At 63.9% G+C, this 13990-nt stretch carries 7 protein-coding genes; all 7 read right to left on the reverse strand.

What is annotated here, in order from left to right; translation table 11 throughout:
* Nucleotides 1-230: 230 nt before the first annotated feature.
* The 7 genes from OKA04_RS16570 to OKA04_RS16600 all read right to left on the reverse strand — a co-directional run bounded on the left by OKA04_RS16570 (nucleotide 231) and on the right by OKA04_RS16600 (nucleotide 13980).
* On the reverse strand, nucleotides 231-890 hold the full coding sequence (locus tag OKA04_RS16570; protein ID WP_264502308.1) for a polysaccharide biosynthesis/export family protein: 660 nt from the start codon (nucleotides 888-890) through the stop codon (nucleotides 231-233).
* Between the two features lie 57 nt (nucleotides 891-947).
* A complete protein-coding gene (locus OKA04_RS16575; protein ID WP_264502309.1) occupies nucleotides 948-1703 on the reverse strand; it encodes a cupin domain-containing protein in 756 nt (251 codons plus the stop codon).
* Nucleotides 1704-1714: 11 nt separating this feature from the next.
* Nucleotides 1715-2629: a glucose-1-phosphate thymidylyltransferase RfbA gene (gene rfbA, locus OKA04_RS16580; RefSeq protein ID WP_264502310.1), complete on the reverse strand. Its 915-nt coding sequence runs from the start codon at nucleotides 2627-2629 to the stop codon at nucleotides 1715-1717.
* 41 nt (nucleotides 2630-2670) lie between these two features.
* On the reverse strand, nucleotides 2671-3780 hold the full coding sequence (gene rfbB, locus OKA04_RS16585; RefSeq protein ID WP_264502311.1) for a dTDP-glucose 4,6-dehydratase: 1110 nt from the start codon (nucleotides 3778-3780) through the stop codon (nucleotides 2671-2673).
* A 44-nt stretch (nucleotides 3781-3824) separates the two neighbouring features.
* Nucleotides 3825-4730 carry a dTDP-4-dehydrorhamnose reductase gene (gene rfbD / locus OKA04_RS16590; protein WP_264502312.1) on the reverse strand — a complete coding sequence of 302 codons (906 nt, stop codon included), beginning with the start codon at nucleotides 4728-4730 and terminating at the stop codon, nucleotides 3825-3827.
* A 96-nt stretch (nucleotides 4731-4826) separates the two neighbouring features.
* The gene (locus tag OKA04_RS16595; RefSeq protein WP_264502313.1) at nucleotides 4827-12614 is read right to left on the reverse strand and encodes a malectin domain-containing carbohydrate-binding protein; all 7788 of its coding nucleotides are present in this window, start codon (nucleotides 12612-12614) and stop codon (nucleotides 4827-4829) included.
* Between the two features lie 469 nt (nucleotides 12615-13083).
* On the reverse strand, nucleotides 13084-13980 hold the full coding sequence (locus OKA04_RS16600) for a glycosyltransferase family 2 protein (RefSeq protein ID WP_264502314.1): 897 nt from the start codon (nucleotides 13978-13980) through the stop codon (nucleotides 13084-13086).
* Between the last annotated feature and the right edge of the window lie 10 nt (nucleotides 13981-13990).

The raw sequence follows: 13990 nt of genomic DNA on the forward strand, positions 1-13990 counted from the left end.
ACGAGCGAGAAATCCGAATGATCCGCAAGCGGCTCACGCAGGCGCGCGAGATCCAGCGGAGCCATTTTGTCGAATAGGCGCAGCAGATGAATTTCTCCGCCCGCACCCATGACCTGATCCTGAACGTCGCGAGGGCTCTTAAAGAGACCGCTGGCTCCGGAAATGAGAAAAGGGACGGCGAGGATCTCGCCGTCCCTTTTCGGGTGGGTTTGTTTGAGGATTCAGCCCTATCACCAGCGGCTCTGCTTTACCAGCACGGTGTCGTAGGGGCGGAGGTAGAAGGCGGAGTGATCCGCGCCGCTGAAGGTATTGCTCAGGTTCAGCGTGTAGCTCTGGTGCTTGCCGCCTTGGTTCCGCACGACGACGACCTGCTTGGGATTGGCGAATTTCGTGAAGCCGCCGCATTCGCCGATGGCTTCCAGCACGGTCATCGGGCGGTCGAGCGAGACCTTGCCGGGCTTCATAACCTCGCCGGTGACGTAGACGCCGGAAGCCGCGGTCTCCACGGCCACGAGCACGGCCGGGTTTTGCAGGTGGCTCTGGTACATGCCGGTGAGCTGCGATTGCAGGCCGGAGACGCTCTTGCCCTGGGCGGTCACGGAGCCGACGGTGGGCAGGCTGACCTTGCCATTCGCCTGGATCTTCTGGGTGGTATTCATCTCCGGCGCGCCGGGGAAGCTGATGTTCAGCACGTCGCCTGCGGCCAGATTGCCGGTCGGGCGGGGGGCATAGGCTTCCGCGGGGATGGGGGCGTAGGGCTGCTGGCCTTCACAGCCGGTGAAGGTGACGGCGAGCACGACGGCCATGGTGGCGGTCAGGAGCTTGGTCATGCCGAGGGAGAGGCGCTGCCACGCGGTGGCGGGCCGTGGGGTCCGGGGGGTGCTTTTCATGGGAGTGGGAGTTTTGGAATGCAGGGGGGGGAGAGGGAGGCGGGGGAGGTGCGGGTTTCAGGTGGGTGAGGAATTCCCACCGGCGATGTAGCGGTCCCAATCGGGAGGCAGCGGGGCCTTCTCCACGTCGCTGGCGATGCGGCCTTCCCAAGCGGGATGGAAGACGGTGCTGGTGCCATAGACCAGGATGAGGTCCTCGTTTCCGATATTCCGCAGCGCGTGTGCGACGCCGGAAGGGATGATGACCGCGGCATTGTCCGGGCCGGGTCGGCTGTCGCCGGGGATGGTGAAGCGCATTACGCGGCGCGGCATGCCCTGGCGCTCGTCCACCAGCAGCATCTCGCAGATGCCGGTGAGGAAGAACATCACGTCCCACTGCTCGCGGTCGTAGGGGCGCAGCGCGTAGTTCTCCGGTTCCTCGATGTAGAGCTTTCGGAACCACTCCGAGGGCACGGTGCCCTCGGGAATGTGCGGCGGATGGATGTGGAAGCCTTTCGCGCTGTCGCGATGCATCATGGCGGATGCCCACTGTCGCGGCACGAGGCCGATGCGGTCGAGCGGACCTTCATTCAGCCGCGTGAGCTCGCCGAAGTAGCCGCGGCCCTTTTGCTGATAGACGCGGCGTTGGAATAGCTCCACGCCGGGAATCCACGCGTCGGCCAGCGAGTCGCGGCCCGCGATGGCCTCGGAGGCATTCAGCCCGGTGGTGGCGAGGCGCTGGCCGAGATCGGCGAGCGAGTAGTCCCGCGTTTCCAAGCGCGCGCGCGCATCGGGATTCAGCCCGGCCCAGGGATCGGTGTGCATCGTGGACATGGCGTGTGGATTCAGAGCTGGGCGAGATATTCGCCGTAGGGAGTCTTGGAATACTTCTGCACGGACTCGTTCAGTTTCTCCCGGTCGATGCGGCCCTGTAGAAAGGCAACTTCTTCCGGGCATGCGATCTTCAGGCCCTGCCGCTGCTGGATCACTTGCACGAATTGCGTGGCGTCGGCAAGCGAGTCCGGCGTGCCGGTGTCCAGCCACGTGGTGCCGCGTCCGAGCAACTCTACCCGAAGCGCGCCCTCTTCCAGATACATGCGGTTCAGGTCGGTGATCTCCAGTTCGCCACGCGCGGACGGCTTCAGTGCCTTGGCGATCTCGACGACCCGTGAGTCGTAGAAATAGATGCCAGGCACCGCGTAATTCGACTTCGGCCGGGCGGGCTTTTCCTCGAGGGAAACAACATTGCCCTCGGGGTCGAATTCCACCACGCCGTACTGCTCGGGCTGTTGGGTGTGGTAGCCGAAGATGGTCGCGCCATCCTTCCGGCGGGACGCGGCCATCAGGGACTTCGCGAGATCGTGGCCGTAGAAAAGATTGTCTCCCAGCACGAGGCAGGCGGGCTCTCCGGCGAGGAATTCCTCCCCGATGAGAAATGCCTGCGCGAGACCCTCCGGCTTCGGTTGCTCGGCATAGGAAATCTCCAGTCCCCACTGCGAACCGTCGCCGAGCAGATGCTCGAAGGCGGGCAGGTCTCGTGGCGTGGAGATCAGCAGGATCTCCTTCACACCCGCCAGCATCAGCACGGTGAGCGGGTAGTAGATCATCGGCTTGTCATAGACCGGGATGAGCTGCTTGCTCACCGAGTGGGTCATGGGAAAGAGGCGGCTGCCGGTGCCACCGGCGAGGATGATGCCTTTCCGCAGCGACAGGTCTTCGGGGGATTGAACGGCTCGATTCTTTTCTTCAGGGGACAGCATGGGAGGCGGGGGGGAGTCGTGAAAAATGGGTGGCGGCGCGATCAGGCCAGCGTTCCGAGGCGTTCGCCGCGGTAGCTTCCGTCCTCGATACCGCGGATCCAATCCTGGTGGTCCAGATACCACTGGACGGTCTTGCGCAGGCCGGACTCGAAGTTCTCGCGTGGCGACCACCCGAGTTCGTTCTCGATCCGCGCTGGATCGATGGCGTAGCGCTGGTCGTGGCCCGGGCGGTCCTTCACGTAGGTGATGAGTTCGTCGGCGGACTTGGTCGCACTTTCCGGGGCGAGTTCGTGCACGGTGGCGATGAGCTGGCGGACCACGTCGATATTCCGGATCTCATTCTTCCCGCCGATGACGTAGGTCTCGCCGATGGCTCCGCGGACGAGTGCCATGGCCAGGCCACGGCAGTGGTCCTCGACGTAGAGCCAGTCGCGGATATTCGAGCCGTCGCCATACACGGGCAGCGCTTCGCCGCGCAGGGTCTTCTGGATCATCAGCGGCAGCAGCTTCTCCGGGAACTGGAAGGGGCCGTAGTTGTTCGAGCAATTCGTGGTGATCACCGGCATCCCGTAGGTGTGGTGATACGCGCGGGCGAGGTGATCGCTGCCCGCCTTCGAGGCGCTGTAGGGGCTGTTCGGCGAATACGGCGTGGTCTCGCAGAACATCGGGTCCTCCGGTCCCAGCGAGCCGAAGACTTCGTCGGTCGAGACGTGGAGAAAGGCCGACTCACCGCCATCGGCGATCGACTTGCCGTAGTTCGGCAGCTTCGTGCGGCCGGTCTCGGTGAGGTATTTGCGGAAGGCATCCAGCAGGCGGAAAGTGCCGACCACATTGGTCATGATGAAGGCCTCGGGTCCATCGATCGAGCGGTCCACATGGGACTCGGCGGCGAGATGCATTACCGCGTCGATGTCGTGCTCGCGGAGCAGGCTGCCGACGAACTTGTCATCGCAGATGTCGCCCTGTGCGAAGACGTGCCGCGGATCGGACTCCAGGTCTTCCAGGCTGGAGCGATTGCCCGCGTAGGTGAGCTTGTCCAGCGTGACGACCTTGTCGATCGACACGCGCAACTCCTCCGCCGCGTCCCGCAGCAGGTAGTGGACGAGATTCGATCCGATGAAGCCGGCGCCGCCGGTGACGAGGATGTTCATGGGGTGGGAAAGGGTGTGGCTTTGGTAAGAGGATAAGGCAGGCGTCAATCGCAGGCAGCGGCCAGGTATTTTTCCATGTAGGAGGAGGTCGCGAAGTGCTCGCGGAGGGCCTCCAGCCATGGCCGGGGAGTGATGCCGGTGAGGGTCGTGTATTTCTCCGTGCTCATCGCGCTGTTCGGCGGACGCTTGGCGAGGAAGGCGGGGATGTCAGCCAGCGAATTGCCGGAGATGGTGGTGCACTTGAGCGGCAGGCCGGCCTCGCGGGCGATGTCCAGGCACGCCTGCCCCCACTGCTGCCAGGTGCAGGAGCCTGCATTGCAGAGGTGGTAGATTCCGGATGCGGAGCTCTCTAACAACGGCACCAGCAGATCCGCGGCATCGGTGGCGGAGGTGGGGCTGCCGATCTTGTCCGCGGGGAGGGAGAGCGTGCTCTCCGAGAAAGCCTTGTCCACGATCCACTCGGGGAAGGCTGGCTTTCCGGGGCCGTAGAGCCACGACACTCGGACGACCAGATGGAGCGGGCTCGCGGCCATGACAAGGTGCTCGCCCATCAGCTTTGACTCGCCGTAAACGCTCACGGGCAGGGTGGCGTCCGCTTCCGTGTAGGGTCCGATCTTCCCGCCATCGAAGACGAAGTCCGTACTCACATGGGTCATCCGCGCCCGCTTCGTGACGCAAATCTTCGCGATGATGCCGGGGGCGGTCGCATTGATCGCGTAGGCCTTGTCCTGATCCGCTTCGCACGGGTCCACGGCTGTCATCGCCGCAGGCAGGATCAGATGGTCGAAGTCCAATGGTTCCAGCGCCGCGACGATCGACAGCGGGTCCGAAAGGTCGATGGCAGGACGCGCGAGGCCGATCACTGTCGCGTGGGGCGACAGGCGCTGGACCAGTGCCTGGCCGAGGCGGCCTGCGGCACCGACGATGACAATCCGGGGGGGGGGATTCATGCGGTCGGGGAGGGGGCTCCGTGGTGACCGGTTGGGGGCCCGGTCACCACGGTGGGATGGCCCCGGATGACCGCGGTCATCCGGGGCTGGAAGCAGTTAATCGGCCACGGGTTCGAAGAACAGTTGGTAGAAGGCTCGGGTTCCTCCCGTGCTGTCCGGGACTGTGTGGCTCGCCCTCTCGGCGGGCGTCATGGCCTCGATCTGGGCCTTGGTGATGGTGGCGATGCGGTTCGCGACATTGCCGAGGTCGTTCAGGCCCGAGCTACGGTGGAGGTAGTAGTTGCCGATCGGCTTCAGCGCCGGGAGGGCAATCACCTTGGTGGTGCCTTGTCCCGTGCAGGTCAGGTGGAAGGCGAGGTCATCGTTCGGGTTGTTCGGGTCGAGCTGGAGTTCGTATTCCTCCTGGTTCGACAGACCGCCGCCATCTGCGTCGCCTGTCGTCTGGCCGGGGAGATTGTGCTGGGCCAGCCAGTCCGCGAAGGAAGTCGCTGCCAGAGGAATGATCGCCTGCACCTCGACGGCGCAGATCTTCGGATTCTGGAGGCCGAGGTGATCGAAGCGGACATTGATGGTCCCGTCCGTCACGGTGACGGGGAAAGTCATCACCAGCGCGGCATTCAGCCCCACCCGGTCGAAGATATCGAGATCATCGATCACGAGCTGACCCTCGGCATACACGTCGAAGACGCGCATCCCGGCCGCGGTGATCTGGGCATAGGTCTCGGCGAAGTGCAGGCGCACCTCGTAACTGCCATTCGCCACCGGCGTGGAGAATTCCAGATCCGCCCCGTCCGCGGAGCCGTCATAGCGCTCGGACTGGTAGAGCGAGTCGTCCTCGGTGCCGGAGATCGGGATCGTGGCATTCGGCGCGGTCTGGCCGATGTTGAAGTATCCGAGATCTTCCGCCCACACGTTGCCGAGCAGGTCGGTGAAGGCACCTCCGCCCGCATTCACACGGATCACCGAGGTGCCCAGCACCCGTGGCGTCGCGGAGGCGGAGGCATCGGCCGATGCATTCGTGGAGGTGTCCACGGTCCGCACCTGATAGGTGTAGGACTGGCCATTCTGCAGGCCGGTAATGACATGGCTGGTGGAGCCGACGGTCGTGACCAGCGTGCCATTTCGGCGGATCTCATAGCCGCTCACGTCATTTGTGGCGAGCGGTGCCAGCCAGGAGAGCGTGATGCTGCCATTCCCCGGCGTGGCTGTCAGATGGCGCGGTGCCGGTGGTGCCACCGTGTCACCGGGCGTGGTGGCATTCACGGATGCATAGGCCGAGGAATTCCCGGCGACGTCCACGGCCTTCACCTCATAGACGAAGGAGACGTTTCCGATCAGGCCGGTGTCGATGTGGCCTGGCGTTGTGACCGTGGCGATTTCATTGCCATCGCGGAGGACCACATAGTGGGCCACGCCGCTGCCACCGATGTCGGTCGATGGCTGCCAAGAGAGCGTGACCTGACCCGCTGCCGGAGTAGCCGTCAGCTCGGTCGGCACCGTCGGTGCGGTCACGTCGAGCGGCACGGTCGTCACAGGAAGGATCGCCGGGGCGGAGGCATTGTTCGCCACGTCGTAGGCCACCACGCGGTATTCATATGCGATGCCGGCGGTCAGGGCGCTGTCGCTGAAGGTGGTGCCGGTGACGGTGGCGATCAATTGCGCTTCCTCGATCGCTTGCGTGGCGGAGGCGCGGCGGAAGATCCGGTAACCGGCCACGCCGCTGCCGCCTTCGTTGTCGGCGGACGCGCTCCATGAGAGATCTGCCGTCGTGTGGGTCACGTTGGCTGCCGCAAGTGCGCCGGGTGTTCCGGGTGCAATGGTGTCGCCGGATCCGCTGCTCATCACGGGGAAGACCTCGATGGCATTCACCTGCGGATTCTGCAGGGCGGTTTCGACGCCATTCACCATTCCCTTCACGACCAGGAAGTCGATGGTCAGCGAGCCGTCGCTCACGATCACGGGGATCGTCTTCACCAGCGCCTTGTCGCGACCGGCTTCGGCGAAGATGTCGAAGTCATCGAGAACGACCGAGCCTTCCACGGCCACGTCGAAGACGCGCTTCCCGGCTTCAGTCGCGCCGGACCAGACCTCGGCAAAGTGCAGGCGCAGTTCGTAGATGCCATTGGTGACGGGGATCTGATACTTCAGCGGCGTCGTGGAACTGCGGTTTTTCAGGCGATGGCTCTTGTAGATCTCGGGCACCGCGGTGTTCGTCACCGAGATGGTGCTGGTGCCCGTGTTCGTGTTGGCCACGTTGTAGAAGGTGTCCGCCGACCAGACATTGCCTGCAGGGTCGGTGTAGGCACCATCGAGCTTGCCGCAGTTGATGCGGTGCAGCGCGGGTCCGAGCGATTGTGGAGTGGCATTCGCGCTGGCGGGCACCGAGGCATTGGCCGCGGCATCGACAGCTTTCACCTGATAACTGTAGGTCGTCCCGTTGGTGACGTCGTGGTCAGTGTAGCCGGGCGACGTGACCGTGGTCAGCAGCACCGAATTACGAAGGATCTGGTAGTTCGCGATGGGGCCGCCGGTGGCAGGTGCCTGCCATGACAGGATGACGAGGCCATTGCCCGGAGCCGCAGTGAAGTTCAGCGGGGCCGGTGGCGGTGTGGTGTCCGGATTTGTCGTGACATTCAGCGTCGCGGGGATCGACAGGTTGTAGGCTGCATCCCGGGCTTCCACCGAGTAGGTGTAGGCCGTGCTCTCGGTCAGGCCGGAGTCGGTGTAGGCGTGGGTGGTTCCGGTGACGATGGCCAGTTGGGTGGCACCCCGCTTCACCACCCATGCGGTGGCGTCGTCGGTGGGGGCTGCCCACGACAGGGTCACGCTGCTGTCCGTCTTGCTCGCAACCGTGAAGTTCGCCGGGGTGGCTGGCGGCGTGGTGTCCGGCGGGCCGTCCTGAAGCGGGAAGATCTCGATGCCGGAGATCTGCGGATTCTGCACCACCACTGTGAAGTCGATGGTCAGCTTGCCGTCCGCGACCGAGACCGGCAGCGCTTTCACGAGGGCGGCGTTCAGGCCGGCCTCCGCGAAGATGTCGAGGTTTGCCAATGCGGGCTGGCCTTCCACGGCGACATTGAAGACGCGGGCACCGGGATTGTTCGCGGCATTTGTCCAGAGCTCGGCGAAGTGCAGGCGCAGCTCGTATTCGCCGTTTGGCACGGTGAATTCATACTTCAGCGGCGTGCCGGAGTTACGGTTCTTGTAGCGGTAATTCCGATACATGTCCGGTGCCGTCGTGCCGGAGATCGCGACGCTCGTGGCCGGGGAAGGGCCGGTGGTGTCGTTGCTCGCATTGAAGCCCGAATCGGTGGACCAGATGCGGCCCTCTTGGTCCGTGTAGCTGCCGGTCATGAGGCCGCAGTCCACGCGGTAGAGAGCCGGTCCCAGTGCCCGCGGGCGGACGGATGCCGTCACCGGCTGGGAGACCTTGCCCATCACGTCCACGGCCACGACGGAATAGGCATAGGTGGTGCCATTCGTGAGCCCGGTATCGGTGAAGGTCAGGCCGGTGACCGTGGTGATCTGGCTTCCATCGCGCGAGATGCGGTAGTGCTGGATGCGGGTGTCATCCGTAGCGGCCTGCCAAGAAAGGATAGCCTGCTCGTTGCCCGCGACGCCTTTGAATTGACCGGGCGAGGTCGGGTCCTGTGTGTCCGCAGCGGTGGTCACCGTGAGCGTCGTGCGGGTGGAAACGTTCCCCGCGGCGTCGAATGCCTCCACACCGAAAGTATAGCCGGTCGAGGGCATCAGGCCCGCGGCCAGATAGGACAGTGAAGTCGTCTGGACGATTGGATCGGTCACGCCATCGCGATAAATGCGGTAGCCCGCGATGCTGCCGGAATTGTCCGACGCCTGGGACCAGGCGAGCTGGATGCTGCCGGATTGCAGGCTCGAATAGGTCAGCAGGGCAGGAGCCACGGGGGCCTCGAGGTCGGGGCCGGTGGTGCTGAGCTGATAGATCTCGATGCCGCTGATGAATGGATTCTGCACCACGTGGCGGAGCCCGATCGTCAGGAGCCCGTCGGTGACCGGTGTCTGGAGTGTCTTCACCAGCGCGGCATTCGGCCCGGCCTCTGAGAAAACATCGAGGTCGTTGATCGCCGTCTGACCTTCCAGCAACACGTCAAACACGCGCTGCCCGGCGGCGGTGATGCCGGACCACGTCTCGGCGAAATGCAGGCGGACCTCGTAGGTGCCATTCGGCACCGTGAAGTTGAAGTCGAGCGGCGATGACGCGCTGCCGTCAAAGCGGAAGGTCTGGTAAAGCACGTCGTCTTCCGTGCCCGAGATCGCATTGGCGAAGGTGTTGTTGTCGCCGGAGGTCGAGTTGTAGGTGCTCGTATTGACGTCGGCCGCCCAGACCTGATCCGACGAGTCGGTGTAGCTGGTGGTCGATCCGGTATTGATGCGGTAGAGTGCGGTCGCCGGGGAGGCGGTCGGGTCATACTCGATGGTCAGTACATTCGACGAGGCACTGCGCTTGCCGGTGCTGTCGAAGGTGAAGGCGGAGATCAGGTGGATGCCGCCGATCTCCTCGTCATGGCTGAGGGAAAGCGGGACGTCCACGTAGCCGCCCGCGCCGATGGTCTCGTCGGCGTAGCCGAAGCTCTCTACGCGGTTCGTCTCATACGGATCGATCTGGTAGCCGGGCACTGTGTAGATGCCATCCACCAGACGGAGAGCCGAGCGATAGACGCCGAGCTGCACGGTGGCTCCCGGCGTGCCGATGATGCGGACGGTCGGCTGCGTGATGGTGGTGAAGGGCGAGGCCTTGCCCGGCACGGTAAGGGTCGGGGCGGGAAGCTGGGAATTGGCCAGCGTGGTGGTCGAGCCTTTGTTCGAGTCCGGTGTTCCCGGCATGCCGCCGAGGCGGGACTTGCGGATCGTTCCGTCGTCGAAGGTCACCGTCACCGTCGCTCCCACGATCTCCATGCCGGAGACGCTTCCGGAGTGAAGCGGGCCGGGACCGGCGACCGGCGTCGGGGTCATCTTGATGCTCAGCGGATCGATGTCCGACGAGAACTTCAGGAGCTGCCCGGGGCCGAAGTTCATCGCGGTGCCGAGGTCGATGGCGATCACGCTGTAGCCGTCGCCGCTGTCGGTGCCATTGTGCGGTGCCTCGTAGGAGTGCGTCGCCGTGCCGGTGGGGGCCGATGGGTCGCCCGAGCCATTCGCATCCACCTGGAAGGACTTGCCGTCATTGTCCCCCGCGGTGTGGTCGGGGTCGAAGACGATGTCCGGGAGGATGGCCGTGCGGAGGTCGATCTTCAGCGAGGTGATCTTTTGCCCGCCGGTGGAGAGGTTCTCCAGCTTGAAGGAGCCGGAGGTATTCGTGGAGGAATTCAGCGTGGTGCCCGCACCGCTGCTCACCGTCAGCTTTGCCGCGGCGGTGTTTGGCACCGGGGAGACATCGAAGTAGTCCCAGGTCGCATTGAAGGTCGGCGTTCCGACCGTGCCCGTGGTGGCCAGCAGGCCGAAGGCCATCGCGGATGTACCGCGGATCGAGCCGAGCACCTTGCCGCTCACCGCGAGGGGTGAACCGACGTAGGTAACCGGGCCGCCACCGAGCGAGTAGCCGGGATGCACCGTGCCCGCGATGGGGTCGATGAGGAAGGCGAGGATCACATCCGAGCTGAAGAGCCCGGTGGCCGGGTGGAGCACCTGCGTCTGGATGATGCCGTTTTCCTCGTGCACCACCTCGATCGCTCCGGGACCGCCGTTGGCGTTCACTGCGACCTTCACGTAGTTGTCCTGATCGCCGTTGCCGATGAAGATGCCCTGCGACTGGCCGGCGGTCGGCGTGCCATTGAAGAGCAGGCCGCCGAGCCGCGATGTGGCGAGCACCGGGCCGGTGATCTCATCGACATTCACGCCGAAGTGGAAGCCGTTGATCTGCGTGTTGGACGAGCCGTGGGGATTGCCCGGGCCGACCGTCGGATCGGTGAAGAGACCTGCGGTGCCGCCCGCGATGAGTTCGTCTACGTTCATCTTCTGGGAGTAGTTCTCTCCCGGATTCAGCATCACGCCCTTGAAGCCGATGCTGAAGAAGCCGATGCCCAGCTCGTTGAAGAGCTCGCGGCGCACCGGCGGGGAGACATCGCGGCCATTGAGTTGGTCGATGGGGTAGACATCCTGCGTGTCGGCGATGCCGTCGTTGTCATCGTCGGAGTCGAGGAGATCGGAAAGGAAATCGCCGTCATTGTCCGGAGGCGTGACGGCGGGCGAGCAGGGGTCGGAGTTGTTGGAGATCTCGTCCGCGTTGCTATAGCCGTCATTGTCCTCGTCCAGCGCGAAGCTGAAGACACCGGAGCAAACGCCGCCACCCGACGAGTCGAAGTCGGTAGGCTCGAGGATCGTGATCTTGCTGGAGTGATGACCGACAAAGATGGTGCCGGCCAAGGCGGGAGCCGCACCCGGGCCCGGGCAGGTCACGTCGAGCGGTGTGCCGTAGGAGTCGCCATTCAGCAGCACGGTGCTGCCGGTGGCGGCGGTGCCGTCGGCATTCATCATGATGCGTTGGACGGTCTTCGCGCTGTATTGGGTGGCGATGATGTTGCCGGTCATCGCGCCGCCGAAGTTCGCGGCCGTGTATTCGGCCATGCCGGTGGTGGAGGCGCTGTTGGTGATCAGCGCGCCGTCCGCAGGCCCCGGCATCTTGAAGTCGCCCTGCTGCGGGTCCGCCATCGAGACCGGGACCGGTGGCCAGTCGCTTGTCGGTGCAGTGGAGTAAACGAAGCCTGCGCCGCCCTCGTCATTGCGATACCATCCGGCTCCGGCGGGATTCGCGCGGATCGGATTCGGGTGGCCACGATAGTAGCCCGGGCCGCTGATGAGATAGAGGCCATCCTTATTGTTCACCGCGCCGGGCTCGCCGGTCACGTATTCATTTGTGACCGCGGCGGGAGTTGCCTCGTTCTTCGGGTAGCCGCCCCAGCCACTGTTGGCCGCGTTGTCGAAGGTGTACATCTTCCCCGCGCGCCCCGGCGTCGCCGCTATCAGGACATCGTAGGGATTCCGGAAACCAGAGGCATAGACCTGCACCGGGCCGCCCGGGACGAGCTTGGCTTGGTTCAGGCCGTCATTGCCGCCGAAGGGATCGTTCACGTTCGATCCGTCGGGATTCACGCCGCGGGCCGGGTTCGGATCGTTCAGCGTCGGCAGATTGTAGAGATAGTGCTGGCCGTAGCCGTCCGTCTTCACCGGCATCGCATTGATCGCGACGAGATCGATGGAGAGCACCGCGGCGGAAAGTGCATACTCACAGGAGTAGGCGAAGTTCGCGGATGGGCTGCCGGCATTGGTATTGCCGCCCTGCGCGAGATAGATGGTGTGGCCGTCCGCGCTGATGGTCAGTCCGTTGTTCGCGTGGTTTTCCTCGGAACGCGGGAGTCCGCGGACGATGTCCACCTTTTCCCAGACGCCGCTGCCATTCTTCGTGAGGCGGGAGATGATGCCGGAGTTCGTGTCCAGGTTCAGGTCGGTGCCGCCGCTGCCTGCACCCTCGCGCGGGTCGCAGGAGGAAACATAGACCACCGGATTTGCTGCCGTCCCGGTGACCAGGATGCCGGTGCACTGGCGCTCGGTGAGGGTGGTGTTGCGTGCGCCGTCGTCGTTGTAGTTCGGGATGTTCTTGACCAGCGGGATCGTTTCCACGTTGGAGGCCACATAGTTGTTAGGTCCCATGCGGGTGACGTCGCAGGCGATCACCGTGCCATTCACCTGGGTGAAGTAGAGCCGGTTGTCCGGGCCGAACTGCAGCGAGGTCACCTTTGCTGCCTTGTTCTGGCTGGTCCCGGTTCCGAGGCCGTTCAGCACGCTCGGCGAGAAGCCGACTTGTTGCGGCTCGGCGGCGGGAAGCACCGTGGCCGTCGCCAATATCATCGACACTGTCCATGCGGTTCGCCATCCGGGCGACAAGGCATCGACACGACGGTCCGAACCTCGGGAAAGGAACTTCAATTTCATCTGGGGGGTAGGAGGGGGGGGAGGGGGAACAGGGGGGATCTGCGTGGGCCATGTTCAATCGGCCCGGGCTCGCCTCAAAATGGCGGCTTCGGTGGCGCATGAGCGGGACCTTGCCTTGAATAAGGAAGTCCGGAGCCAGCGTGTCGGGGGAGACTTGGCATGGGGTGGGGGGGAGGGGCCGGATAAGTTCAGCCGGGGGGGCTGGAAAGTATCGAGGGATAGGGGGAGTAGCGCGAAAGCAAATCAAACTATCAATCAGGCGAATTTCATGCGAGATATTTTTACTTATCTATGATCGCCTTATGATTGAATGTGCTTAACTAAGGCTGGTGTCGTCATTTTTGTCAGGATGACGAGTGCGAATGAAAAAGCATGCCGAACGATATCAGGAGCCAAAGCCCTGATGTCCCTGCCACACGCCCAGATTCCATGACTTCCGCTGCTGGTAGTGGAAGTGCCTGGCGTCGCTCAGCATTGCCTTGCCTGCCTTTGTCAGCAGGCCGAGTGCGATGATCTTGGCGCGGGCGACGGCGGCTTTTCCGAAGCGCTTTGCCGCCGGAGCATTGGCTAGCTTCCGGCCGACTAGCAGGCCCATGCGGCGATTCCGCTCCAGTGTCCACGCCGTCGAGCAGCGGTCCTCTGGCACGTGATGCCACACCAGCCCGGCGGGGAGATAGATGCCCTTCACTCCCTGATCGAGCATCACGCGCTGGAGGTCGGTTTCATCGCCGATTGAGATGAGCCGTCCGGGACCAATGTCCGGATTGAAGGAGCCTGCCTTCTTGATGTCATCGGCGAAGGCCGCCCAGTTGAAGCCGAGCGCGAGCGGTTCATTGAGAGCGCGGATCGCATCGCCATAGCTCCATCCTTTCGCGGAGAAAGGGAGATAGTGTTTCAACCATTCCGGCGGTGCGACGTCGTAGTCCACATTGCACTTGCCCGCGTAAAACTCGCCGCCCGTCTTGCCCTTCGCTGCCTCGGCATAAGCGCGCACGCAACCGGGATCGATCCGCACATCATCGTCGAAGAAGACCACGAATTCCCCGTCGCAGGATTCCAACGCCAGATTCAGCGCGGCGCATTTGCTGCCGACAGGCGTGTAGAGATACTCCACCGGCAGCCTGTCCGCGAAGCTCGCGGCCTTGGCTTCCGCTTCGTCCTTCTTGCCGTTCTCCACGACGATGACGCGCGTGACGGAGTCGGGAAGATCGGCATCGACCAGACACTGCAGCGTCCTCACGAGGAGCTCGCCGCGCTGGCAGGTGGGGATGATGATGACCATGGGGGGGAAT

This window comes from Luteolibacter flavescens, from assembly GCF_025950085.1.
Classification (GTDB): Bacteria; Verrucomicrobiota; Verrucomicrobiia; order Verrucomicrobiales; family Akkermansiaceae; genus Haloferula; species Haloferula flavescens.